A 22,122-nucleotide genomic window follows, 5' to 3' on the forward strand; every position below is an offset into this window, starting at 1 on the left:
ACTCAAGGTCGGCCGTGAAAAACAACCGTGGATTGCCACGGTTCTCTATTAATGGCCGGGCAACTGAACTGCCCCGCCATGATCGTCACAGGCTTATCGTGACGACACTGGATTATTTAACACTGAGTGCCAGCTTGCCAACCTGCGCAGCAGGCTGATAACCCGGAATCACCTGACCGTCAGCCAAAACGATGGCTGGCGTGCCATTGACGCCGATGGACTGGCCCATGGCGAACTGCTTGGCAACCGGATTGGCGCATTTTGGCGCCTCGACGGTTTTACCATCAGTCATCTTGTCCATCGCCGTTTTTTTGTCCTTGGAACACCACACTGCCTGCAGCTGCTGGTCACCCGGTGAGCCGAGGCCCTGACGCGGGAACGCAACATAGCGCACTTCAATCCCCATCTTGTTCAGTTGCGGGACTTCGGCATGCAATTTGTGGCAGTACGGGCAAGTGGTGTCGGTAAATACCGTGATATGCGACTTGGTTTCGCCGATGGCAGGGTAAACGACGGTCTCTGCCACCGGAATGCCATTAATCAACTTGGCCACGCCAACACGTTCGGCCTGCTCGGTCAGGTTCACCGGCTTGCCGTCCTTGAGCTGGAACATGTAGCCCTGAACGATGAACTGGCCATCGGCACTGGCATACAGCACGCGGCTGCCCTTGAGCTTGACTTCATACAGGCCGGCCATGGGACTGGCACTGATGCTCTCGACCGGCACATCCAGTTGCAGGGTTTCGAGGCTCTTGCGGATTGCTTGTTCGGCGCCGGTATCGGCGAACGAGAAGGTGCTGACCAACGCAATGGCTGCGGCGGCGAAAATCTGGATCACACGCATGGGAACTCCTGAAGACGGGCAAAGCTGCCAACCCCGATACCCGTCCTGAAACAACGGGTTTGGGCGGCGCGCTTTCTAAACCGGCAAAGCCTACCACAGATGGCCTGCATGACCGACTCCGACTAGCCACGCGGGTGATGGAGGGCATGCAGGTCCTGCAGTCGGGCACGGGCAACATGGGTGTAAATCTGCGTCGTCGAGAGGTCGCTGTGCCCCAGCAGCATTTGCACCACACGCAAATCGGCGCCGTGATTGAGCAAATGGGTGGCGAAGGCATGGCGCAAGGTATGTGGCGACAGCGACTTGTCGATCCCGGCCACCCTGGCCTGATGCTTGATGCGATGCCAGAAGGTCTGGCGGGTCATCTGTTCACCGCGCTGACTGGGAAATAGCACATCACTGGGGCGACCGCCCAGCAGCTCATGCCGGGCATCGCGCATGTAGCGCTCGACCCGGACGATGGCCTCCTCCCCCATCGGCACCAGGCGTTCCTTGCTGCCCTTGCCCATCACGCGCAAAACGCCCTGGCGCAGGTTGACCTGCTCCAGAGTCAGGCTGATCAATTCGGTTACGCGCAGGCCACAGGCATACAGTACTTCAAGCATGGCCCGATCACGCTGGCCGATGGCCTCACTCAGATCAGGGGCGGCGAGCAGCGCTTCTACGTCTGCCTCTGACAGGGACTTGGGTAATGGCCTGCCCAACTGGGGCATATCGACCTGCAAGGTAGGGTCGACGGCAATCAGGTTTTCTCGCAGCAAATAACGATAGAAGCCACGCAAACCTGAGAGCAAGCGCGCAGTCGAGCGAGGCTTGTAGCCCTGCTCCAGGCGCCAGGCGAGATGATCGAGGATCAACTCGCGCCCGGCGCTGGCCACACCGATACCGCGCTCCTGCAACCAGCCATTGAATAAGGCCAGGTCACTGCGATAAGCACCGCGGGTGTTGTCCGACAGGCCTTTTTCCAGCCACAGGGCATCCAGAAAACGGTCGATAAGTGGGTCGTCTATAGCGGGCATTGGCTCTCGAAACGCACAGGCCGGAGGCTGCGCACAAATATAAAGTGAACTGCAAAAGTGAGCGCTAGTCTTTCATGGCTGGCGGATGCCATAAACCCCAAGTTTTCACAGGATGACCTTATGACCGAACAACAGATTTTGCTGTCTTTCGGCGGCATCGGCATCGCTGCCCTGGGCTCACAGTGGCTGGCCTGGCGACTGAAGCTGCCGGCCATCCTGTTTCTGCTGTTGAGCGGGATCCTGGTCGGCCCGGTATTGGGCTGGCTGGACCCGCAAGAATTGTTCGGCCCGCTGCTGATGCCGCTGGTCTCACTGGCGGTGGCGCTGATTCTGTTTGAAGGCAGCCTGACCCTGCATTTGTCCGAGTGGCGCGAAATCGGCACTGTGGTCCATCGGCTGGTAACTATCGGTGCGCTCTCGACCTGGGCCGTGATCACCCTGGCGACCCATTGGCTACTGGGCTTTGACTGGCTTCTGGCCTTGCTGTTCGGCACGCTGACACTGGTCACCGGGCCTACGGTGATTGTGCCGATGCTGCGCGTAGTACGGCCCAAGGCATCGATTGCCAATATCCTGCGCTGGGAAGGCATTGTCATCGACCCGATTGGCGCGCTGCTGGCGGTGGTGGTCTACAGCTTTATCATCGCCAGCGCCACGGGCGAGGGCCTGAGCCACAGCCTGCTGACCTTTGCCGGGGTGATTGTATGCGGCAGCTTGTTCGGCATTGTAGGTGGCTGGATCATGGGGCAGATCGTACGCCGCCAATGGCTGCCGGAGTACCTGCACAGCCTGGCCACGCTGGCAGCAGTGCTGGGCGTATTTATTGGCGCCAATACGGTGATGCATGAGTCCGGACTGCTGGCGGTCACCTTGATGGGCATGTGGATGGCCAATATGAAGGGGGTGGATGTACGCAACATCCTGCACTTCAAGGAAAACCTGAGCATCTTCCTGATCTCGGGGCTGTTTATCCTGCTGGCGGCGCGCCTGGACTTGAACGCCATGATCGGCCTGGGGCCTGTGGTGCTGGTGTTGCTGCTGATTATTCAATTTATCGCCCGGCCGCTGAACGTGGTGATTTCGACCTTTGGCTCAAAACTGAACTGGCGCGAACGCGCCTTGCTCGCCTGGATCGCCCCACGCGGGATCGTCGCGGCAGCCGTTTCAGCAATTTTTGCGATCCGCCTGGACGAAGCAGGCCATGACGGCGCGCTGCTACTGGTGCCCCTGACCTTTGCAGTGATCATCGGTACGGTGGTGCTGCAAAGCGCGACGGCACGGCCCCTGGCCCGCCTGCTCAAAGTGGCGGAGCCGGCCCCCAGCGGCTTTTTGATCGTTGGCGCCAATGGCCCGGCCCGGGTTATTGGCAAGGCATTGCAGCAACTGGGCAGCCGCGTACTGCTAACCGATTCCAACTGGGAACACATTCGCGCCGCGCGCATGGACAACTTGCCCACTTACTTTGGCAATCCGGCTTCAGAGCATGCCGAGAGTCACCTGGATCTGGTGGGGCTGGGGCATTTGCTCGCACTGTCACCCTCTGGCGAGTTGAATACCCTGGCAGCGGCACGCTTTCATCACGAGTTCGGGCTACAGCGCTTGTTTACACTGACCAATGGCCAGGAAATTCGTCGCACTGACAAGCATCGCGCCAGCCACGAGTACCGCGGTCAAGCCCTGGGCAACCCGGCGCTGACCTACGGCCAGCTCGCCAGTGAGTTGAGCCAGGGAGCCGAGCTGTACAGCACCACACTGACCGACAACTTCACCTGGGCGGACTACCTGGCCCTGCATGGCAAGCGCGTCACCCTGCTCTTCGCCCGCGACAACACTGGCTGGGTGCATGTAGTGACACCTGACAGTGAATTGAAACCAGGCTCCGGGTGGACGCTGCTGGCGTTGATCAGGCACCCGTAGCAGCTGTTACGAGGCAAACCCTGGCAACACCGGTACCGGGCGCTTGTCATCATCGATGGCGACAAAGCTGAACAAGCCCTGGATCGCCAGTTCGCGACCATCGCAGCTCATGCTTTCGACATACACCTCGACCTCAACCTTGAGGCTGGTGTTGCCAACTTTAACCACACGCCCCACCAGCTCAACGATGGAGCCAGCCGCGATCGGATGGTTGAAATCAATACGGTCCGTGGACACAGTCACCAACGGCAGACGACAAAAACGCGTTGCGGCAATAAACGAAACTTCGTCCATCCACGCCAGCGCGGTGCCGCCAAACAGGGTGTTGTGGTGATTGGTGGTAGAGGGGAATACCGCTTTGGTAATACGGGTAACGGAGAGGTCGGTACGGCGTTGAATCTCTTGCTCACGCGAAGTCATGCTTTCTTACTACCTACAACTGGACAAAGGTCTGACAAATCTCAGGCAACAAAAAAGCAGCCCGAAGGCTGCTTTTTTCTGCATCGGGAAGCTGGACTTAAGCCAGTTTTTCCTTGATGCGAGCTGCTTTACCCGACAGGTCGCGCAGGTAGTACAGCTTGGCTTTACGCACGTCACCGCGACGCTTAACAGCCATGCTGTCGATTTGCGGGCTGTAGGTCTGGAAAGTACGCTCTACGCCAACACCGTTGGAGATTTTACGAACAGTGAAAGCACTGTTCACGCCACGGTTACGCTTGGCAATCACTACACCTTCGAAAGCTTGCAGACGCGAACGATCGCCTTCCTTCACTTTCACCTGAACGACAATGGTGTCGCCCGGGGCAAAAGGAGGGATCTCTTTAGTCATCTGCTCTGCTTCGAGTGCAAGGATGATTTTGTTAGTCATGCTGTGCTCCTAAGGTAGATCAACTGATCTACCATCGATACGTTGTTAACTATCGTCCCGCTCGCGGATGTATTCCTCGAGCAGCTTCTTCTCTTCTCCAGAAAGCGAGCGGCTTTCCAGAAGATCGGCGCGTCGTTCAAAGGTCCGCCCAAGGGACTGCTGTAAACGCCAACGCCGGATGTGTGCATGATTGCCACTAAGCAATACGTCGGGAACACGCTGATCCGCATACACCTCCGGTCGGGTGTAGTGCGGGCAATCCAGCAGACCATCCGTGAAGGAATCTTCCTCCGCGGAGTCCGCATGCCCTAAAGCTCCAGGCAGCAGTCGTGTAACCGCATCAATCAGAACCATCGCCGGCAGCTCGCCACCAGAGAGTACATAGTCACCAATTGACCACTCTTCATCGACATAAGCGTCTATAAAACGCTCGTCAATGCCTTCATAACGACCTGCAATAAGGATTAATGCTTCCTCATTCGCCAGCTCGCGTACCGCCGACTGATTCAGTTGACGGCCTTGGGGCGACAGGTAAATCACCTTCGCCGCCTCTCCGGCTGCTTCTCTGGCCTGAACCAGTGCATCTTCCAGAGGCTTGATCTTCATCACCATGCCCGGACCACCGCCAAATGGGCGATCATCCACAGTGTGATGCCGATCCGTTGTGTAGTCTCGCGGGTTCCAACAAGTCAGCTGCAAGAGCCCTTGTTTCACCGCACGACTAGTGATGCCGTAGTCGCTGATGGCGGAAAACATTTCGGGAAACAAACTGATCACTTCTACGCGCAATTTAGCCACGCTTAGAAGTCCGCATCCCAATCCACCTTCATCTCGCCAGCTGCAAGGTCGACGCTCAACACGCATTGCTCTGTATAGGGCAACAAGCGATCACGATCATCCAGGCTACCTGGGCAAGGTTTGACTTCCATGACATCGTTCGAGCCAGTTTCCATCAGGTCAACAATCTTGCCGAGCAATTGCCCTTCAAGGTTGGTCACTTTCAGTCCCTGCAGCTGGTACCAGTAGTACTCGCCGTCGGTCAGTTCAGGAAACAGGTTACGCGGCACGCAGATTTCGAATTCACGAAGAAGACCAGCTTCATCACGGTCATCGAGACCCTTGAGCTTTACAACCAGAAACTTGCCGTTATGAGAACGGCCACTGACCAGCTCTGCCTGTCGTACATCATTACCGCGCCGAAGCGTCAGTTTTTTGTAGTCCAACAGGTTATCAATTGGATCCGTAAAGGAATAAACCTTCACTTCGCCGCGCACGCCGTGAATCGAGTAGATTTTGCCGATAACGATCAAATCATCAGCAGTTTCAGGCGTCACGCTCATATTGCTCAGGCCGCAGCCTTAGCGTTTTCTTTAACCAGCTGAGCAACACGCTCAGACAGTTGAGCACCAACGCTCAGCCAGTAGGCGAGGCGGTCTTCTTTAACGGAGAAACGGATTTCCTGACCACGGGCAACCGGGTTGAAGAAACCAATTTGTTCCTTGTGGGAACCGTCACGTGGGTTACGGCTGTCGGTAACGGTCAAGTGGTAAAACGGGCGCTTTTTGGAGCCGCCAAGGGCAAGACGGATTGTTAGCATGTGAACATCGTTCCTGTAGTCGGTGCTGCAAATCTAAAGGCACAGCGGGCATAGGTGCCCGAAAGGCCGCATATTCTAAGGAATATCCGGACTTTTGCAAATGTCTTTTTCTGGCGCCTATCGGCATGCCATACAGACTTGCAACTAGGTCACCACGAATGGTGACAGGTCAGCTCCCGCACAGTGCGGGTTTGCCGGGTGTCTCGCATTGCTGCGAGTTGCCCGGACGCAAGCGTCCGGGCGGGTAAATTACATTTTTGGCATGCCGCCGCCGGGCATCATCGAGCCCATGCCGCGCATCATTTTCGCCATCCCACCTTTGGTGGAGAATTTTTTCATCATCTTTTGCATCTGCTTGTGCTGCTTGATCAAGCGGCCGATGTCCTGCACCTGAGTGCCGGAGCCCATGGCAATCCGGCGTTTGCGCGAACCGCTGATCAGCTCAGGGTCGCGGCGCTCGGCCGGGGTCATGGAGTTGATGATGGCTTCCATCTGCTTGAACTGTTTCTCAGCTGCGCCCTGGGCATTGCCCATTTGCGCCAGATTGACACCACCCATGTTCGGCAGTTTGTCCATGAGGCCACCAAGGCCACCCATGTTCTTCATCTGTTGCAGCTGGTCGCGGAAGTCTTCGAGATCGAAGCCTTTGCCTTTTTTAAGCTTTTTAGCCAGTTTGTCGGCTTTGTCTTTATCGAGGGTCTGTTCGGCCTGCTCGATCAGGCTGAGCACGTCGCCCATGCCGAGGATGCGCGAAGCAATACGATCCGGGTGGAACGGCTCGAGCGCATCGCTCTTCTCACCCATACCGATGAACTTGATCGGCTTGCCGGTAATGGCTCGCACGGACAACGCCGCACCACCCCGGGCATCACCGTCGACCTTGGTCAGGATCACCCCGGTCAGCGGCAATGCATCACCGAACGCCTTGGCGGTGTTGGCCGCATCCTGGCCAGTCATGGCGTCGACGACAAACAGGGTTTCTGCCGGCTTGACGGCCGCGTGCAGCTCCTGGATCTCGGTCATCATCTCGGCATCGATATGCAGGCGACCTGCGGTATCGAGGATGACCACGTCGATGAACTTCAGCTTGGCTTCCGCAATGGCGGCGCGAGCGATGTCTACCGGCTTCTGGCTCAGGTCGGACGGGAAGAAGGTTACACCGACTTCATTGGCCAGGGTTTCGAGCTGTTTGATCGCAGCCGGACGATAAACGTCGGCCGAGACCACCATCACAGTTTTCTTTTTGCGCTCTTTAAGGAAGCGCGCCAGCTTGCCGGCAGTCGTGGTTTTACCAGCGCCCTGCAAACCGGCCATCAATACAACGGCTGGCGGCGTGACATTAAGGACCAGGTCCTCGTTGGCAGCGCCCATCAGGCTTTCAAGTTCAGCCTGAACAATTTTTACAAACGCCTGGCCCGGCGTCAGGCTGCGCGACACTTCAGTGCCGACAGCGCGCTCTTTGACCGCAGCGACGAAGTCTTTGACCACTGGCAAAGCCACGTCGGCTTCCAGCAACGCCATGCGTACTTCACGCAGGGTGTCTTTGATATTGTCTTCGGTCAGCTTGGCCTTGCCGGTGACATGGCGCAGCGTCTGCGAAAGACGGTCGGTTAAATTTTCAAACATGCGCGATCCTTTCAGGCCCAAAGTAGACCGGGGTTATTGCGGCCCAGCCCGTGTAAAACTGATGCTCGGCGAGCCTGCGGCGTGGGCAGGTCGCGGATTATAGCGAAGACTGGCCGTGTCCGACACCATGCCGTCGGCTTATGTGGTCTTTCGTGCACAGGCGGTTGTATGCCAAACTCAGTCCTTTCGGGCTTGCCTAACAGGATTTATGCTCCCCTTGTCACCCAGTTTGCTACCCAGCCTCGCCGCCGCCTGCTTGTATGCCGCTGCGACCTTCTATCAGGGCTCTTGTCTGCGCCAGGGCGCAAAGGCAAACAAACGCCTGTTGGTGACGCTCGGCATTCTTGCCGTACTTGCCCACGCCGCCAGCCTGTTCACCCACCTGATGACGCCTGCAGGCCTTGAACTGGACTTCTTCAGTGCAGCCAGCCTGATTGCCGTGGCCGTGATTACCGTGACCCTGGCGGCCTGCGCCCGCATACCGGTCGAGAACCTGCTGCTGCTTTTATACCCGCTGGGCATGCTGACAGTACTGCTGTCCGAATTCGCCCCGCCCGGCACGGTTCAGGTCATTAATGAAGAGCCAGGCATACTCGCGCATATCCTGCTGTCGATTCTGGCCTATGGCATGTTCACCATTGCGGTGTTCCAGGCGCTGTTGCTGTCGCTGCAGAACTATCAGCTCAAGCACAAGCATCCCAAGGGCCTGATCAAGAACTTCCCGCCACTGCAAACCATGGAAAGCCTGCTCTTCGGCTTTCTCTGGGCCGGCTGGTCGCTGCTTTCGCTGTCCCTGGTTTCCGGTTGGCTGTTTCTGGGCAACCTGTTCGCCCAGCACCTGGTGCACAAGACCCTGCTGGCCTGCCTGGCCTGGATCGTATTCAGCGTGTTGCTGTGGGGCCGTCACCACCTCGGCTGGCGCGGTCACAAGGCCATCCGCTGGACCTTTGCCGGTTTTTGCCTGCTGATGCTGGCCTACTTTGGCAGCAAGCTGGTTCGTGAATACATTCTGCATATCTGACGGGCGATAATTATGGATAGCTTGCCCCCTGGGCCGATTCTGACAATTTCGGCACTATTGATCGCAGGAGCCGCTGTATTTATCGGCTTTATACTGGGCAAAAGCAGTGCCCGCGCCAGGCGCACCAACGCCCAGCAGCTGCGAGAGGAGGCTCCCCAGCAACAGGACGAGCAGCCCAACAGCCGCCCGGCCCTGCTATCAGGCATCCATGCGCTGGACAACATCACGGTCAACGATATCCTGATCCCGCGCAACGAAGTCGAAGGCCTGAACCTCGACGACCCGATCGAAGACCTGATTGAGCAGTTGCGCCAGACCTCGCGCACACGCCTGCCGGTGTTTCACAACGACATCAACCAGGTCGAAGCCATCCTCAATACCCGCCACATCCAGCACATGCTGCCCGACGCCAGCCTGACCAAAGAAGCACTGCTGGCCGTTTGCCACGAACCTTACTTCATCCCCGAAAGCACCCCGCTGCAACTGCAACTGCTTAACTTCCACAAGCAGCAGCGCCGCCTGGGCGTGGTGGTCGATGAATACGGCGAAGTGCTTGGCATCGTGACGCTTGAGGACATCCTCGAAGAGATCGTCGGCGAGTTCGAAGACGAGCAGAATATCGATAACCCCCATATCGACCCCCTGCCCGACGGCCGTTATGTTGTCGATGGTGCAGCCTCCATTCGCGAGCTGAACAAGGCCCTGGGCTGGCACCTGCCCTGCGACGGCCCGAAAACCCTCAATGGCCTGGTCACCGAAGCGCTGGAAACCATCCCCGAGACCACCGTGTGCCTGAAAATCGGCGGCTATCGCCTGGAGATCCTCCAGACCGAAGAAAACCGCGTCAGCCGCGTACTGATCTGGCACAACAGCGTCAAGCCCGCGGTTTAATCGCCGCGCAAGGTCTTGTTACATTTGAGCGGGCCTCCCTATAATCATCATCGCTTACCCAAGCCTCGCCAACACGCGTGTTACCCGCACCCAGCGCTGTCGGCGCGTTGTATGACGCAGTACCTGCGTACGTTCCCATCCTGAACTGCGCTTGCACCCTGTTATCCCTCAGGGCCAACGACCATAAAAATTGCTCGCCATGTCGCACCGCCAAAGCGGACATCGGCACAGGGCTCATAACTGTCAGGGATATACGCATGACCTCCAGCACAACCTATAGCGAAGCTACGCCCGACAAGCCGGCCAACTCCGCCACCCGCGTTGCCACGGCCAGCTTTATTGGCACGGCCATCGAGTTCTACGACTTTTATGTGTATGCCACCGCCGCTGCACTGGTGATAGGCCCGGTATTTTTTCCGCAGACATCCGGTACCGCACAAATGCTGTCGGCGTTTCTGACCTTCGGCATCGCCTTTCTCGCCCGCCCGCTGGGCTCGTTCCTGTTTGGCCACTTCGGTGACCGCATCGGACGCAAATCCACCCTGGTGGCCTCACTGCTACTGATGGGCGTGTGCACCACATTGATCGGGGTGCTGCCGGGCTACGCCACGATCGGCGCCTGGGCCCCGATCCTGCTGTGCGTGCTGCGCTTCGGCCAGGGCCTGGGGCTGGGTGGCGAATGGGGCGGCGCGGCATTGCTGGCCACCGAAAACGCCCCCAAGGGCAAGCGCGCCTGGTATGGCATGTTTCCGCAGCTGGGGCCTTCGATCGGTTTTCTGGCGGCCAATGGCCTGTTTCTGATTCTGGCCATGAGCCTGAGCGATGAGCAGTTCCGCTCCTGGGGCTGGCGCATTCCCTTCCTGCTTAGCGCAGCGCTGGTGATGGTGGGTCTGTATGTACGCCTGAAGCTGGAAGAGACACCGGTGTTTGCCAAGGCCGTGGCACAGCACGAGCGGGTGAAAATGCCCATCGTCGAACTCTTCAGCCAATACTGGGCACCGATGCTGCTGGGCGCCGCTTCGATGGTGGTGTGTTACGCACTGTTCTATATCTCGACAGTGTTTTCCCTGAGCTATGGCGTCGCCACCCTGGGCTATACCCGCGAAACCTTCCTCGGCCTGCTGTGTTTTGCCGTGCTGTTCATGGCGGCGGCCACACCTCTGTCGGCGTGGGCCAGTGACCGTTATGGACGCAAGCCGGTGCTGATAGTCGGTGGCGTGCTGGCGATCTTGTCAGGTTTTCTGATGGAGCCTTTGCTCACCCACGGCACCACCTGGGGTGTGGCGCTGTTCCTGTGCATCGAGCTGTTTTTGATGGGCGTGACCTTTGCCCCGATGGGTGCCCTGCTCCCTGAACTGTTCCCGACCCGCGTGCGCTATACCGGCGCGTCGGCGGCTTACAATCTGGGTGGCATTGTCGGAGCTTCCGCTGCACCTTTTTTTGCGCAAAAGCTGGTGAGCATGGGGGGGTTGAGCTGGGTAGGCGGGTACGTGTCGGGCGCAGCGATTCTCAGCCTGATTGCCGTGCTGTGCCTGAAGGAAACGAAAGAGGCTGACCTGAACAAGGTGGTTTAAAGAAACACTCAACCTGTGGGAGCGGGCTTGCTCGCGATTGCAACGCCTCGATACATCAGATGTACCGGGGCAATTGAATCGTGAGCTAGCCCGCTCCCACAATGGTTTTTACAGCTCTACAACTACTGCCTTGGCCGCGCGGGTCGCTTTGGCGCGAGCTGCTTCAATCGACTCATCGCGAGCCAGGGCCACGCCCATGCGACGCTGGCCGTTGACCTCTGGCTTGCCGAACAGGCGCAATGCGGTGTCCGGTTCGCTCAGGGCAGCTCCCAAGTTGGCGAATGCCGTCCGGGTCGACTGGCCTTCCACCAGAATCACCGCCGAAGCCGATGGCCCGAACTGACGAATCAATGGAATCGGCAGGCCGAGAATGGCGCGAGCATGCAATGCGAACTGCGACAGATCCTGAGAAATCAATGTCACCAGGCCGGTATCGTGCGGGCGCGGCGACACTTCGCTGAACCACACCTGATCGCCCTTGATAAACAACTCAACGCCAAACAGACCACGACCACCCAGCGCTTCAGTAACAGCCTTGGCGACACGCTCGGACTCGGCCAGAGCAATCGGGCTCATGGCTTGTGGCTGCCAGGATTCCTGGTAATCGCCCTTCTCCTGTCGGTGACCAACCGGTGCGCAGAACGTGGTACCGCCAATATGGCGCACGGTCAGCAAAGTAATTTCGTAATCGAAGTCGATAAAGCCTTCGATAATGACCCGACCCTTCCCTGCACGACCACCCTCTTGCGCGTAGTCCCAGGCAGCCTTTACATCATCGGCGCTGCGCAGAAGGCTCTGGCCCTTGCCTGACGAACTCATTACCGGTTTGACCACACACGGAAAGCCCAGGTCCAGCACGGCAGCGCTGTAGTCTTCGAAGGTGTCGGCAAAGTGGTACGGCGAGGTTGGCAGGTCCAGTTCTTCAGCCGCCAGACGACGAATGCCTTCGCGGTTCATGGTCAACGACGTGGCACGCGCCGTCGGAATAACGGTGAAACCTTCAGCTTCCAGCTCCACCAGGGTGGCGGTGGCGATGGCTTCGATTTCCGGAACGATAAAGTGCGGTTGTTCTGCTTCGATGACGGCACGCAGGGCGGCGCCGTCAAGCATGTTGATCACATGGCTGCGATGGGCAATCTGCATGGCAGGTGCATTGGCGTAGCGATCGACGGCGATCACTTCGACCCCCAGGCGCTGCAATTCGATGACAACTTCTTTGCCCAGCTCACCGCAGCCACACAACATGACGCGGGTCGCAGTGGGCGACAGTGGAGTTCCGATACGGGTCATTTCAGGTCCTCAAGGAAACAAAATCATCGAAGGCACTGACCAAGCCAGCGCCTGCAGGGGGATACAAAGGCTGGCATTTTACATGACTAGACCGAGGCTTTGCGCAAACGCCAGGCCATTGCCAGCCATACGCAGGTGACGCCGGCGAATTTCGAGGCCATGGCGGTAATGATCACGCCAGGGGTGAAGGCATCGATCATGCCGAAGAAGATAAAGGTGTCGATCGGGATGCTCAGCGCAGAGCTGATCCACAAGCGGTCATGCAAAGGCCGCTTGGTGATGCTGAAGACCAGCCAGTCGATGCACTCGGACACGGCGAAGGCAGTGGCGCTGGCCAGTGCAATGGAAGGATCGGAGGTGACGTACGACAACACCAGGGCCGCCAGCATGGCCAGCAGGGCACCGTGACCGAATCGGGTTTGCACCATGTCGCGCAATACAAACACCAGGCCACCCCAGGCTGACCAGATGATGTCCAGGTGCGGCGCAGTGGAAAACGCGTAGTTGATCAGCACGACGCTGGCGATATAAGCGACAAGAAACAGCATGGCAGCGGGCGACACCTCTAAATAAGGCGCACAGGGTACTTGAGTCGCAGTCGATTTTGTACCCGCGACATCCCCCTGCGGGAGCGGGCTTGCTCACGATGACATCAGCGCAGTTTGCCTGACAGGCCGTGGCGCCTGCATCGCGAGCAAGCCCGCTCACACAATAAAGAAGCGTTGTCAGCTACCGGAACCCAACATCCACACCACACCACTGGCTTTGGCCCGCTCATGGCACTGCACTAGCACCTCGCGGCGCTCCGGGTTGGTCATGCGGCTCCAGCGGGTGATTTCCGCCACGGTACGCTGGCAGCCACTGCACACATCGTCGTCGTCCAGCGCGCAGATATTCACACAGGGCGATGCGACCGGGCGCTCTGCTTCTGTCATTGCTCTTGCACCTGAAGGTCACGGGCATATCGCTGGCCGTTCTTGACGTAGTGGGCCGCGCTGGCTTCCAGCAATTTTTTCTGCTCATCCGTCAGGTCACGTACCACCTTGCCCGGCGACCCCATGACCAGCGAGCCGTCCGGGATTTCCTTACCTTCGCCAATCAACGAGTTGGCGCCAATGATGCAATGCTTGCCGATTTTCGCGCCATTGAGGATCACCGCATTGATACCGATCAGGCTGTAATCGCCCACCGTACAACCATGCAACATGGCGTTATGACCGATGGTCACGCCGGTGCCAAGCGTGAGCGGATAGCCCATGTCGGTATGCATCACCGCGCCATCTTGCACATTGCTGTGCTTGCCGATCAGGATCAGTTCGTTATCGCCACGCAACACGGCGTTAAACCAGACACTGGCGCCCTCTTCCAGGCGCACCTTGCCGATCAGGGTGGCATTGGGTGCGGTCCAGCTTTCGGGATGGGTTTCGACGAACGAGTCGCCCAATCGGTATTTCATGGGATGTCCTCAAGGCAGGCGTGGCCGTCTGCTGACGGCTCTAAATTGGAATGGAACGTTCAGGCGGGGTATGCAGGTTGATATTGACGTCGTCATAGAGCAGGTTCATCAGCTCCACGATCATGATTGCCGTCAGCCCCCAGATTTTATACACGCCAAAACGGTAGCTCGGCACGTACCAGCTACGGCCCTGGTAGTCGATGCGATGAGTGTGCTCACGCGGGTCCTGGCGGAAGAACTCCAGCGGCACGCTGAATACCGCGGCGATTTCGGCGTCATTGGCCAGATACTCAACGTAATCCGGGACCAGACCGACATAAGGCGTTACGCGAATACCGTGTAACGAGATCAAGGGGCTCAGAGGCCCGATCACCTCGACCAGCCCCGGCGGCAAGCCGATTTCTTCTTCGGCCTCACGCAGGGCGGTGAACACCAGGTCGGGGTCTTCCGGGTCGCGGCGACCGCCCGGAAAAGCCACTTCACCACCGTGGGTCGACAACCCGCTGGCACGCAGGGTGAGAATCAGCTCAGGCTCAGAACTGCGTGTGACCGGCAACAACACCGCAGCTTCCGGGTAATTCCGTTCTGTTTCCAGCGTCCGTGGGGTATAGCGGCTCACACGGCCAAGCAGCTCGTCCAGCATAGGTCATCTCGATCCGGCACTTATCGGGCATCATGCACCAAATCGCACCGGGCACCCAAGTCCTACAGTGTCGCAGCCCGCCAGACCACACTTGCCGCGAGCCCGCCTCAACCCCCAAGATAGGCAACGAGCCAGAGACCACAGCATGAAATTTTGTAGCCAGTGCGGCCATTCGGTCAGCCAGCATATCCCGCAAGGCGATTCGCGCCTGCGCTATGTCTGCGACCACTGCCAGACCATTCATTATCAAAACCCCAATATTGTCGCCGGTTGCGTGCCCGTGTGGGGCACACAAGTGCTGCTGTGCCGTCGCGCCATCGAACCGCGCAAAGGCTACTGGACACTGCCCGCAGGCTTTATGGAGAACGGCGAGACGGTTGAAAACGCGGCCCGACGCGAAACCCTGGAGGAAGCCTGTGCCGTGGTTGAGAACCTGGCCATCTACACCCTGATCGATGTGCCGCATATCAATCAGGTGCATATTTTCTACCGCGCCGACCTGCTGGGCCCGAACTTCGCAGCCGGTGAAGAGAGCCTGGAAGTGCGCCTGTTTGAAGAAGTCGACATCCCTTGGTCAGAGCTGGCTTTCCGCACGGTCAGCCGTACCTTAGAATGCTTTTTCGCTGACCGCCCGGGCGCTCACTACCCCGTACGCAGCGAGGCTGTAGCACCGCTGGCCAGCCTGAAGACCGCCCAAAAATAATGCTGCTTGCCTTGTAACTCAGGAATGTTCCTCTAATGCGTTGGTTGCTCGCTGCTCTATGCCTGTCATTTGCCGTTACCTGCCAGGCCTCTGTTGTCATAACCGTAAACGGCAAACCCGTTGATAAAAACCAGGTCCTGAAACCCGCCCCTTCGTCGCTTCCGGTACGTCCCGGGCAGAATATCGACAAGGTGCTGGTCATCAAGTCTGCCCGCAAGCTGGAGCTGATCAGCAACGGCAAACCGGTCAAGACCTACCGCATCTCCCTGGGCAAACAACCCAAGGGCCCAAAAGTACGCGAAGGGGACAAACGCACTCCCGAGGGCATCTACTGGGTCGACTGGCGCAAAAAAAGCGACAAGTTCAACCTGGCGATGCACATAAACTACCCCAACATCAGCGACGCTGCCACGGCCCGGCGTGAAGGCCTGAACCCGGGCTCGATGATCATGATCCACGGCACTCCGGACAGCGAAGACAACCCCGAGGAACTGTTCCATACCCTGGACTGGACCGATGGTTGTATCGCGATGAAAAACCACGAAATGCGTGAAGTGTGGAACCTCGTTCCAGACGGCACCATGGTTGAAATCCGCCCGTAGCCAGCTGTCATACGAGCAACAAAAAACCCGCTGACCGGTAACGGTTCAGCGGGTTTTTCATATGACTTGTGGCTAGAAATCAGCCAGTTGCCACACTTCGTACGCCGGGGTTTCATACGGGTGGCTGTGCTTGAGCGCAGCCACCACGGCCTGAATCAGATCATCGGCGACGACCAGCTCAACCTTCCACTCCCCCACATACTCGACCTGACCAGTTTGCCCGATGAACGGCTGGCTGCCGTCCAGCGCGCGAAACTGGCCCTGGCCCATGGTCTGCCAGGCGCAGTGGTCATAGCTGCCGATCCGTCCGCCACCGGCAGCGAATACGGCATCCTTGACCACGTCCACATGGCTCGGAGGAACGAAAAAGCTGAGCTTGTACATGCTCTTAATCTACCCACACACGAGCGTTGCGGAACATGCGCAACCACGGTGCATCTTCGTTCCACTCTTCCGGGCGCCACGAGTTCTGCACGGCGCGGAATACCCGCTCCGGGTGCGGCATCATGATGGTCACACGGCCGTCACGGCTGGTCAGGCCGGTAATCCCGCGCGGCGAGCCGTTAGGGTTGGCCGGGTAGTTTTCCGTGACCTTGCCGTGGTTGTCGACGAAGCGCAGCGCCACCGAACCGGACAGGTCCGCTTGCAGCATGGCTTCTTCGCTGGCGAACTCGGCATGACCTTCACCATGAGCAATGGCGATCGGCATGCGCGAACCGGCCATGCCCTGCAGGAAGATCGAGTTCGACTCCTGAACCTGAACCATCGCCACACGGGCTTCGAACTGCTCGGAACGGTTGCGCACAAAGTGTGGCCACAGCTCGCTGCCAGGGATCAGTTCGCTCAGGTTGGACATCATCTGGCAACCGTTGCACACACCCAGGGAGAAGCTGTCAGTGCGCTCGAAGAAGCTCTGGAACGCATCGCGGGCACGGGCATTGAACAGCGCCGACTTGGCCCAGCCTTCACCGGCACCCAGTACGTCGCCGTAGGAGAAACCACCGCAGGCAACCAGACCTTTGAACTCGTTCAGGTCGACACGGCCGGCCAGAATATCGCTCATGTGTACGTCGATTGCATTGAAACCGGCACGGTCAAACGCCGCGGCCATTTCAACCTGACCGTTGACGCCCTGCTCACGCAGGACAGCCACTTGCGGACGAATGCCTTTCTTGATGTACGGCGCGCTGATATTGGCGTTGACGTCAAAGCTCAACTGGGCAGTCAGGCCCGGGTTGTCTTCTTCGAGCAGCACGTCGAACTCTTGCTGTGCGCAGTCCGCGTTGTCACGCATACGCTGGATCTGGAAGCTGGTTTCAGCCCACTGGCGCTGCAACTCGCCACGCTGACCGACAAACACTTTTTCATCGTTGAAGGTGATGGTGACTTCGCTGTTGTTCAGCGGCTGGCCGATCACGTCGACACACTCGCCCAGGCCTGCAGCGCTGAACTGTGCAAGCACATCAGCAGTCGCGTCCTGACGCACCTGAATCACGGCGCCCAGTTCTTCGTTGAACAGGATGGCCGGGAGCTGGCTGGCGCTGTCTGCGAGGCAATCCAGGGTCAGGTTCAGACCGCAGTGGCCGGCAAAGGCCATTTCCATCACGCTGGTCAGCAAACCACCGTCGGAACGGTCATGGTAAGCCAGCAGGTGACCATCGGCATTCAGGCCCTGGATCACCGCGAAGAAAGCCTTGAGGTCTTCTGCGTCATCAACGTCAGGGGCCTGCTTGCCCAGCTTGCCGTAGGTCTGGGCCAGGATCGAGGCGCCCATGCGGTTCTGGCCACGGCCCAGGTCGATCAGGATCAGATCGGTCAGGCCTTTGTCCATGCGCAGTACCGGGGTCAGGGTCTGGCGAACGTCGAGCACCGGGGCAAAACCGGTCACAACCAGCGACAGCGGCGAGGTCACGGTTTTGTCCGTGCCCTCTTCGCTCCAGCGGGTTTGCATCGACATCGAGTCCTTGCCCACCGGAATGGTGATGCCCAGCTCAGGGCACAGCTCCATGCCGACAGCCTTGACGGTGTCGTACAAGCGGGCGTCTTCACCCGGGTGGCCTGCAGCGGACATCCAGTTGGCTGACAGCTTGATGTCGCTGATCTTGCCAATGCGCGAAGCCGCGATATTGGTCAGGGTCTCACCAATTGCCATGCGGCCCGATGCCGGAGCATCCAGCAGTGCCAGCGGCGTACGCTCGCCCATGGCCATGGCTTCACCGGTGTAGACGTCGAAGCTGGTTGCGGTGACAGCAACGTCAGCCACAGGAACCTGCCACGGCCCGACCATCTGGTCGCGGGCAACCAGACCGGTGATGGTGCGGTCGCCGATGGTGATCAGGAAGCTTTTGCTGGCAACGGCCGGGTGATGCAGAACGCGCTCGACGCACTCGCCGATGCTCAGTTGTGCCGGGTCGAAATCATCGCCCAACTCTTCTTCGCGAACAGCCGAACGGTGCATGCGCGGCGCCTTGCCCAGCAACACTTCCAGTGGCATGTCCACCGGGTTGTTGCCGAAGTGGCTGTCGGTCACGGTCAGTTGCGGCTCGGCAGTGGCTTCACCGACGACGGCAAACGGGCAACGCTCGCGTTCGCAGATCGCCTGGAAGCGCTCGAAATCTTCGACGCCCACCGCCAGAACATAACGTTCCTGGGATTCGTTGCTCCAGATTTCGTGCGGGGCCATGCCCGGCTCGTCGTTTGGAATGTTGCGCAGTTCGAAACGGCCACCACGGTCGCCGTCGTTCACCAGCTCAGGGAATGCGTTGGACAAACCGCCAGCACCCACATCGTGGATAAAGCTGATCGGGTTCTTGTCACCCAGCTGCCAGCAGCGGTCGATCACTTCCTGGCAACGACGCTCCATTTCCGGGTTTTCGCGCTGTACCGAAGCGAAGTCCAGGTCAGCCGAGCTTGCGCCGGTGGCCATAGAGGATGCTGCACCGCCACCCAGGCCGATCAGCATGGCCGGACCGCCCAGCACGATGAGCTTGGAGCCCACGGTGATTTCGGCTTTCTGCACGTGTTCGGCGCGGATGTTGCCCATGCCGCCGGCCAACATGATCGGCTTGTGGTAACCACGCACTTCTTCGCCACGGGGGGTGGTGATGGACTGCTCGAACGTACGGAAGTAACCGGTCAGGGCAGGACGACCGAATTCATTGTTGAATGCAGCACCGCCCAGCGGGCCTTCGATCATGATGTCCAGCGCGGTAACAATGCGCTCAGGCTTGCCGTACGGCACTTCCCACGGTTGTACAAAGCCCGGGATCTGCAGGTTGGACACGGTGAAACCGGTCAGGCCGGCCTTTGGCTTGGCACCACGACCGGTTGCACCTTCGTCACGGATCTCACCACCGGAGCCTGTCGCTGCACCCGGGAACGGGGCAATGGCGGTCGGGTGGTTGTGGGTCTCTACCTTCATCAGGATGTGCACTGGTTCCTGCACCGCACCGTACTGGCGGGTTTCGGGATCAGGGAAGAAACGCCCGGCAACACTGCCGACGATAACCGACGCGTTGTCTTTATAAGCAGACAGAACGCCTTCGCTGTGCATCACGTAGGTGTTCTTGATCATGCCAAACAGGCTCTTGTCCTGGCTTTGGCCGTCGATGTCCCAGCTGGCGTTGAAGATCTTGTGGCGGCAATGTTCGGAGTTGGCCTGGGCAAACATCATCAATTCGATGTCGTGCGGGTTGCGACCCAGACCGTTGAAGGCATTGACCAGATAATCGATTTCGTCTTCGGCCAGGGCAAGGCCCAGCTCGACGTTGGCTTTTTCCAGCGCGGCACGACCGCCACCCAGTACGTCAATCGCGGTCAGCGGCTTTGGCTCGGCGTGGCTGAACAAGCCTGCAGCCTGCTCCAGAGCGCCCAGCACGATTTGCGTCATGCGGTCATGCAATACAGCGCCGATCAGTTCGGCATCCGCATCGCTGAACTGGCCAGCTACATAGAATGCAATGCCGCGTTCCAGGCGCTGGATTTTAGCCAGGCCACAGTTACGGGCAATGTCGCTGGCCTTGCTCGACCAGGGAGAGATGGTGCCAAACCGCGGCAACACCAGGAACAGTCGGCCGCTCGGCTCTTGGACCGGCACGCTTGGGCCGTACTTCAGGAGACGAGCCAGTACCTGCTGTTCATCGCTGGTCAGCTCACCGGTGGTATCGGCAAAGTGGGCGAATTCAGCATACAAACCAGTGACAGACGGAACCTTGAGGCTCAGTTGTGCAAGGAGTTTGCTGTGGCGAAAGGCAGAAAGGGCAGGAGCGCCGCGCAGGATCAACATCTTCGGGACAGCCTCGGGAGGGGTATGCTTTGAGGCCGGGCATTCTAGCCTAAACCGTTCGCCACGGCACCCGAAACGGCACACCTGAAGCGCACCAGACGTCGCGAATCGGCCAAAGCCTTATTCTTTATAGCTATCAGCCGCTTAACGGATGCTCGATTATGATCTTTAAACAGAGCTCTACCCCCCATTTTACAAGGGTTTGAGCGATTTTCGCGGTCAATATCAGAATGACTGGAAATTGTCGAGATATGGCACCCGTGCTGCTTTGCGTATACTGCGCGGATGTTTTCTCTAACTGATATCCGCCCGCGCTGCGCCAAATGGCTGCTCGCAACCGGACTCTTCCTGATGCTCAGTGCCTGCGTTGAAAAACCCAGCACCCTGGAGCGCGTAAAGGAGGATGGGGTACTGCGGGTGATTACCCGCAACAGCCCTGCGACCTACTTTGAGGATCGCAATGGTGAAACCGGCTTTGAATACGAGTTGGTGAAGCGTTTTGCCGACGATCTTGGGGTTGAGCTCAAAATCGAGACCGCGGACAACCTGGATGAACTGTTCAATCAACTGGGCCAGCCTGACGGCCCGGTTCTGGCTGCTGCCGGACTGGTCAGCAGCGAGAAACGCCTGCAACAAGCCAGATTTTCCCACCCGTACCTCGAAGTCACGCCACAGATCATCTACCGCAACGGCCAGTCCCGCCCCACCTCTGCTGCGGATCTGGCCGGCAAGCGCATCACGGTCCTCAAAGGCAGCTCCCACGCAGAGCAACTGGCCGAACTGAAAAAACAGTATCCCGGAATCGAGTACGACGAATCCGACGCGGTCGAAGTCGTCGATTTGCTGCGCATGGTCGATGAAGGCCAGATCGACCTCACGCTGGTCGACTCCAACGAAGTGGCGATGAACCAGGTGTACTTCCCCAACGTGCGCGTCGCCTTTGACCTGGGCGATGCACGCAGTCAGCGCTGGGCAGTGGCGGCCGGTGAAGACAACAGCCTGCTCAACGAGATCAACGCCTATCTGGACAAGGTCGAAAAGAACGGCACCCTGCAACGCCTTAAAGACCGCTACTACGGGCATGTCGATGTCCTTGGCTACGTTGGCGCGTACACCTTCGCCCAGCACCTGCAACAGCGCTTGCCCAAGTACGAAAAGTTCTTCAAGGAAGCGGCCAAAAAAGAACAGATCGACTGGCGCCTGCTGGCAGCCATGGGTTATCAGGAATCTTTATGGCAACCCGCCGTCACCTCAAAAACAGGTGTGCGCGGCCTGATGATGCTGACCCAGAACACGGCTCAAGCGATGGGCGTGTCCAACCGCCTGGATGCCAAGCAAAGCATCATGGGCGGCGCCAAATACCTCGCATTGATCAAGAGCGAGCTGGACGATGATATTCAGGAACCGGATCGCACCTGGTTCGCACTGGCTGCCTACAACGTGGGTGGCGGTCATCTGGAAGACGCACGCAAGCTGGCCAAGAAAGAAGGCCTGAACCCGAACAAGTGGCTTGATGTAAAGAAAATGCTGCCTCGCCTTGCGCAGAAGCAGTGGTACAGCAAAACCCGCTATGGCTACGCCCGTGGCGGCGAGCCAGTACATTTTGTGGCCAACATCCGTCGTTACTACGACATCTTGACCTGGGCCACGCAGCCACAGCTCGAAGGTGATCAGGCGGCCGACAGCAAGCTGCATATCCCCGGCATCGACAAGACCAAGCCCAAAGAAGAGCCGCAGTTGTAGAACACAATTCCGTGGGAGCGAGCCCTGTCTCTTATACACATCT

The 22,122-nt window shown here is 58.6% G+C and carries 21 protein-coding genes and 1 pseudogene; 7 read left to right on the plus strand and 15 right to left on the minus strand.

Features of this window, described 5'->3' with window-relative positions; translation table 11 throughout:
• Positions 1-112 precede the first annotated feature (112 nt).
• Together QN377_RS03155 and xerD are read right to left on the minus strand one after the other, a co-directional pair.
• The gene (locus QN377_RS03155; protein WP_095001255.1) at positions 113-844 is read right to left on the minus strand and encodes a DsbC family protein; all 732 of its coding nucleotides are present in this window, start codon (positions 842-844) and stop codon (positions 113-115) included.
• 122 nt (positions 845-966) lie between these two features.
• Positions 967-1,863, minus strand: a complete 897-nt coding sequence (gene xerD, locus QN377_RS03160; protein WP_322212447.1) for a site-specific tyrosine recombinase XerD — start codon at positions 1,861-1,863, stop codon at positions 967-969.
• 120 nt (positions 1,864-1,983) lie between these two features.
• On the opposite strand from xerD, the gene QN377_RS03165 reads away from it, so the two are divergent.
• Positions 1,984-3,780, plus strand: a complete 1,797-nt coding sequence (locus QN377_RS03165) for a cation:proton antiporter (RefSeq protein ID WP_095001253.1) — start codon at positions 1,984-1,986, stop codon at positions 3,778-3,780.
• A gap of 6 nt (positions 3,781-3,786) precedes the next feature.
• Here QN377_RS03165 and QN377_RS03170 read toward each other — a convergent pair whose 3' ends face one another.
• The 6 genes from QN377_RS03170 to ffh all read right to left on the minus strand — a co-directional run bounded on the left by QN377_RS03170 (position 3,787) and on the right by ffh (position 7,871).
• The gene (locus QN377_RS03170) at positions 3,787-4,200 is read right to left on the minus strand and encodes an acyl-CoA thioesterase (protein ID WP_095001252.1); all 414 of its coding nucleotides are present in this window, start codon (positions 4,198-4,200) and stop codon (positions 3,787-3,789) included.
• A gap of 97 nt (positions 4,201-4,297) precedes the next feature.
• On the minus strand, positions 4,298-4,648 hold the full coding sequence (rplS, locus tag QN377_RS03175; protein ID WP_003440273.1) for a 50S ribosomal protein L19: 351 nt from the start codon (positions 4,646-4,648) through the stop codon (positions 4,298-4,300).
• A 45-nt stretch (positions 4,649-4,693) separates the two neighbouring features.
• A complete protein-coding gene (trmD, locus tag QN377_RS03180) occupies positions 4,694-5,446 on the minus strand; it encodes a tRNA (guanosine(37)-N1)-methyltransferase TrmD (RefSeq protein WP_003440270.1) in 753 nt (250 codons plus the stop codon).
• Between the two features lie 2 nt (positions 5,447-5,448).
• Positions 5,449-5,988: a ribosome maturation factor RimM gene (rimM, locus tag QN377_RS03185; RefSeq protein WP_048363294.1), complete on the minus strand. Its 540-nt coding sequence runs from the start codon at positions 5,986-5,988 to the stop codon at positions 5,449-5,451.
• A 5-nt stretch (positions 5,989-5,993) separates the two neighbouring features.
• The gene (gene rpsP, locus QN377_RS03190; protein ID WP_095001251.1) at positions 5,994-6,245 is read right to left on the minus strand and encodes a 30S ribosomal protein S16; all 252 of its coding nucleotides are present in this window, start codon (positions 6,243-6,245) and stop codon (positions 5,994-5,996) included.
• 249 nt (positions 6,246-6,494) lie between these two features.
• Positions 6,495-7,871 carry a signal recognition particle protein gene (gene ffh, locus QN377_RS03195; protein ID WP_095001250.1) on the minus strand — a complete coding sequence of 459 codons (1,377 nt, stop codon included), beginning with the start codon at positions 7,869-7,871 and terminating at the stop codon, positions 6,495-6,497.
• A 208-nt stretch (positions 7,872-8,079) separates the two neighbouring features.
• Here ffh and QN377_RS03200 point away from each other — a divergent pair, with 208 nt between their 5' ends.
• The 3 genes and pseudogenes from QN377_RS03200 to QN377_RS03210 all read left to right on the plus strand — a co-directional run bounded on the left by QN377_RS03200 (position 8,080) and on the right by QN377_RS03210 (position 11,357).
• Positions 8,080-8,892: a cytochrome C assembly family protein gene (locus QN377_RS03200; protein ID WP_095001249.1), complete on the plus strand. Its 813-nt coding sequence runs from the start codon at positions 8,080-8,082 to the stop codon at positions 8,890-8,892.
• Positions 8,893-9,078: 186 nt separating this feature from the next.
• Positions 9,079-9,783, plus strand: a pseudogene (locus QN377_RS03205) (transporter associated domain-containing protein); the annotation flags it as partial.
• A 257-nt stretch (positions 9,784-10,040) separates the two neighbouring features.
• Positions 10,041-11,357, plus strand: a complete 1,317-nt coding sequence (locus QN377_RS03210; RefSeq protein ID WP_095038757.1) for an MFS transporter — start codon at positions 10,041-10,043, stop codon at positions 11,355-11,357.
• A 108-nt stretch (positions 11,358-11,465) separates the two neighbouring features.
• Here the strand turns inward: QN377_RS03210 and purT are convergent, their stop codons facing one another.
• The 5 genes from purT to QN377_RS03235 all read right to left on the minus strand — a co-directional run bounded on the left by purT (position 11,466) and on the right by QN377_RS03235 (position 14,746).
• Positions 11,466-12,647 (minus strand): formate-dependent phosphoribosylglycinamide formyltransferase, encoded by a 1,182-nt coding sequence (purT, locus tag QN377_RS03215; RefSeq protein WP_095018201.1) that lies wholly within the window; start codon positions 12,645-12,647, stop codon positions 11,466-11,468.
• Between the two features lie 86 nt (positions 12,648-12,733).
• Positions 12,734-13,195, minus strand: coding sequence for a VUT family protein (locus QN377_RS03220; protein ID WP_095018202.1), 462 nt, complete (start codon positions 13,193-13,195; stop codon positions 12,734-12,736).
• Between the two features lie 177 nt (positions 13,196-13,372).
• Positions 13,373-13,582 carry a DUF1289 domain-containing protein gene (locus tag QN377_RS03225; RefSeq protein ID WP_095018203.1) on the minus strand — a complete coding sequence of 70 codons (210 nt, stop codon included), beginning with the start codon at positions 13,580-13,582 and terminating at the stop codon, positions 13,373-13,375.
• Positions 13,579-14,103 carry a gamma carbonic anhydrase family protein gene (locus QN377_RS03230; protein ID WP_095001245.1) on the minus strand — a complete coding sequence of 175 codons (525 nt, stop codon included), beginning with the start codon at positions 14,101-14,103 and terminating at the stop codon, positions 13,579-13,581. The genes QN377_RS03225 and QN377_RS03230 overlap by 4 nt, the downstream gene beginning before the upstream one ends.
• A 40-nt stretch (positions 14,104-14,143) precedes the next feature.
• Positions 14,144-14,746, minus strand: coding sequence for a CoA pyrophosphatase (locus QN377_RS03235; RefSeq protein ID WP_095001244.1), 603 nt, complete (start codon positions 14,744-14,746; stop codon positions 14,144-14,146).
• Between the two features lie 145 nt (positions 14,747-14,891).
• On the opposite strand from QN377_RS03235, the gene QN377_RS03240 reads away from it, so the two are divergent.
• Positions 14,892-15,449 (plus strand): NUDIX hydrolase, encoded by a 558-nt coding sequence (locus QN377_RS03240; RefSeq protein WP_095001243.1) that lies wholly within the window; start codon positions 14,892-14,894, stop codon positions 15,447-15,449.
• 35 nt (positions 15,450-15,484) lie between these two features.
• Complete coding sequence (locus QN377_RS03245; RefSeq protein ID WP_095001242.1) at positions 15,485-16,051, plus strand: L,D-transpeptidase family protein; 567 nt, start codon at positions 15,485-15,487, stop codon at positions 16,049-16,051.
• Positions 16,052-16,123: 72 nt separating this feature from the next.
• Here the strand turns inward: QN377_RS03245 and QN377_RS03250 are convergent, their stop codons facing one another.
• Positions 16,124-16,435: a YqfO family protein gene (locus QN377_RS03250; RefSeq protein WP_095001241.1), complete on the minus strand. Its 312-nt coding sequence runs from the start codon at positions 16,433-16,435 to the stop codon at positions 16,124-16,126.
• Positions 16,436-16,439: 4 nt separating this feature from the next.
• Positions 16,440-20,336, minus strand: coding sequence for a phosphoribosylformylglycinamidine synthase (gene purL / locus QN377_RS03255; protein ID WP_095018204.1), 3,897 nt, complete (start codon positions 20,334-20,336; stop codon positions 16,440-16,442).
• A gap of 285 nt (positions 20,337-20,621) precedes the next feature.
• Between purL and mltF the strand changes: the two genes are divergently transcribed.
• Positions 20,622-22,079, plus strand: a complete 1,458-nt coding sequence (mltF, locus tag QN377_RS03260) for a membrane-bound lytic murein transglycosylase MltF (RefSeq protein ID WP_095001239.1) — start codon at positions 20,622-20,624, stop codon at positions 22,077-22,079.
• The last annotated feature ends 43 nt before the right edge of the window (positions 22,080-22,122 follow it).

The organism is Pseudomonas sp. CCC4.1, from assembly GCF_035019225.1.
GTDB lineage: Bacteria > Pseudomonadota > Gammaproteobacteria > Pseudomonadales > Pseudomonadaceae > Aquipseudomonas > Aquipseudomonas bubulae.

Coding starts and splice junctions, on each gene's coding strand:
- QN377_RS03245 (WP_095001242.1), top strand. CDS start 15,485: ATGCGTTGGTTGCTCGCTGCTCTATGCCTGTCATTTGCCGTTACCTGC.
- QN377_RS03225 (WP_095018203.1), bottom strand. CDS start 13,582: ATGACAGAAGCAGAGCGCCCGGTCGCATCGCCCTGTGTGAATATCTGC.
- QN377_RS03240 (WP_095001243.1), top strand. CDS start 14,892: ATGAAATTTTGTAGCCAGTGCGGCCATTCGGTCAGCCAGCATATCCCG.
- mltF (WP_095001239.1), top strand. CDS start 20,622: ATGTTTTCTCTAACTGATATCCGCCCGCGCTGCGCCAAATGGCTGCTC.
- QN377_RS03170 (WP_095001252.1), bottom strand. CDS start 4,200: ATGACTTCGCGTGAGCAAGAGATTCAACGCCGTACCGACCTCTCCGTT.
- ffh (WP_095001250.1), bottom strand. CDS start 7,871: ATGTTTGAAAATTTAACCGACCGTCTTTCGCAGACGCTGCGCCATGTC.
- QN377_RS03220 (WP_095018202.1), bottom strand. CDS start 13,195: ATGCTGTTTCTTGTCGCTTATATCGCCAGCGTCGTGCTGATCAACTAC.
- QN377_RS03230 (WP_095001245.1), bottom strand. CDS start 14,103: ATGAAATACCGATTGGGCGACTCGTTCGTCGAAACCCATCCCGAAAGC.
- rimM (WP_048363294.1), bottom strand. CDS start 5,988: ATGAGCGTGACGCCTGAAACTGCTGATGATTTGATCGTTATCGGCAAA.
- QN377_RS03235 (WP_095001244.1), bottom strand. CDS start 14,746: ATGCTGGACGAGCTGCTTGGCCGTGTGAGCCGCTATACCCCACGGACG.
- QN377_RS03210 (WP_095038757.1), top strand. CDS start 10,041: ATGACCTCCAGCACAACCTATAGCGAAGCTACGCCCGACAAGCCGGCC.
- rplS (WP_003440273.1), bottom strand. CDS start 4,648: ATGACTAACAAAATCATCCTTGCACTCGAAGCAGAGCAGATGACTAAA.
- rpsP (WP_095001251.1), bottom strand. CDS start 6,245: ATGCTAACAATCCGTCTTGCCCTTGGCGGCTCCAAAAAGCGCCCGTTT.
- QN377_RS03155 (WP_095001255.1), bottom strand. CDS start 844: ATGCGTGTGATCCAGATTTTCGCCGCCGCAGCCATTGCGTTGGTCAGC.
- QN377_RS03250 (WP_095001241.1), bottom strand. CDS start 16,435: ATGTACAAGCTCAGCTTTTTCGTTCCTCCGAGCCATGTGGACGTGGTC.
- QN377_RS03200 (WP_095001249.1), top strand. CDS start 8,080: ATGCTCCCCTTGTCACCCAGTTTGCTACCCAGCCTCGCCGCCGCCTGC.
- xerD (WP_322212447.1), bottom strand. CDS start 1,863: ATGCCCGCTATAGACGACCCACTTATCGACCGTTTTCTGGATGCCCTG.
- purT (WP_095018201.1), bottom strand. CDS start 12,647: ATGACCCGTATCGGAACTCCACTGTCGCCCACTGCGACCCGCGTCATG.
- QN377_RS03165 (WP_095001253.1), top strand. CDS start 1,984: ATGACCGAACAACAGATTTTGCTGTCTTTCGGCGGCATCGGCATCGCT.
- purL (WP_095018204.1), bottom strand. CDS start 20,336: ATGTTGATCCTGCGCGGCGCTCCTGCCCTTTCTGCCTTTCGCCACAGC.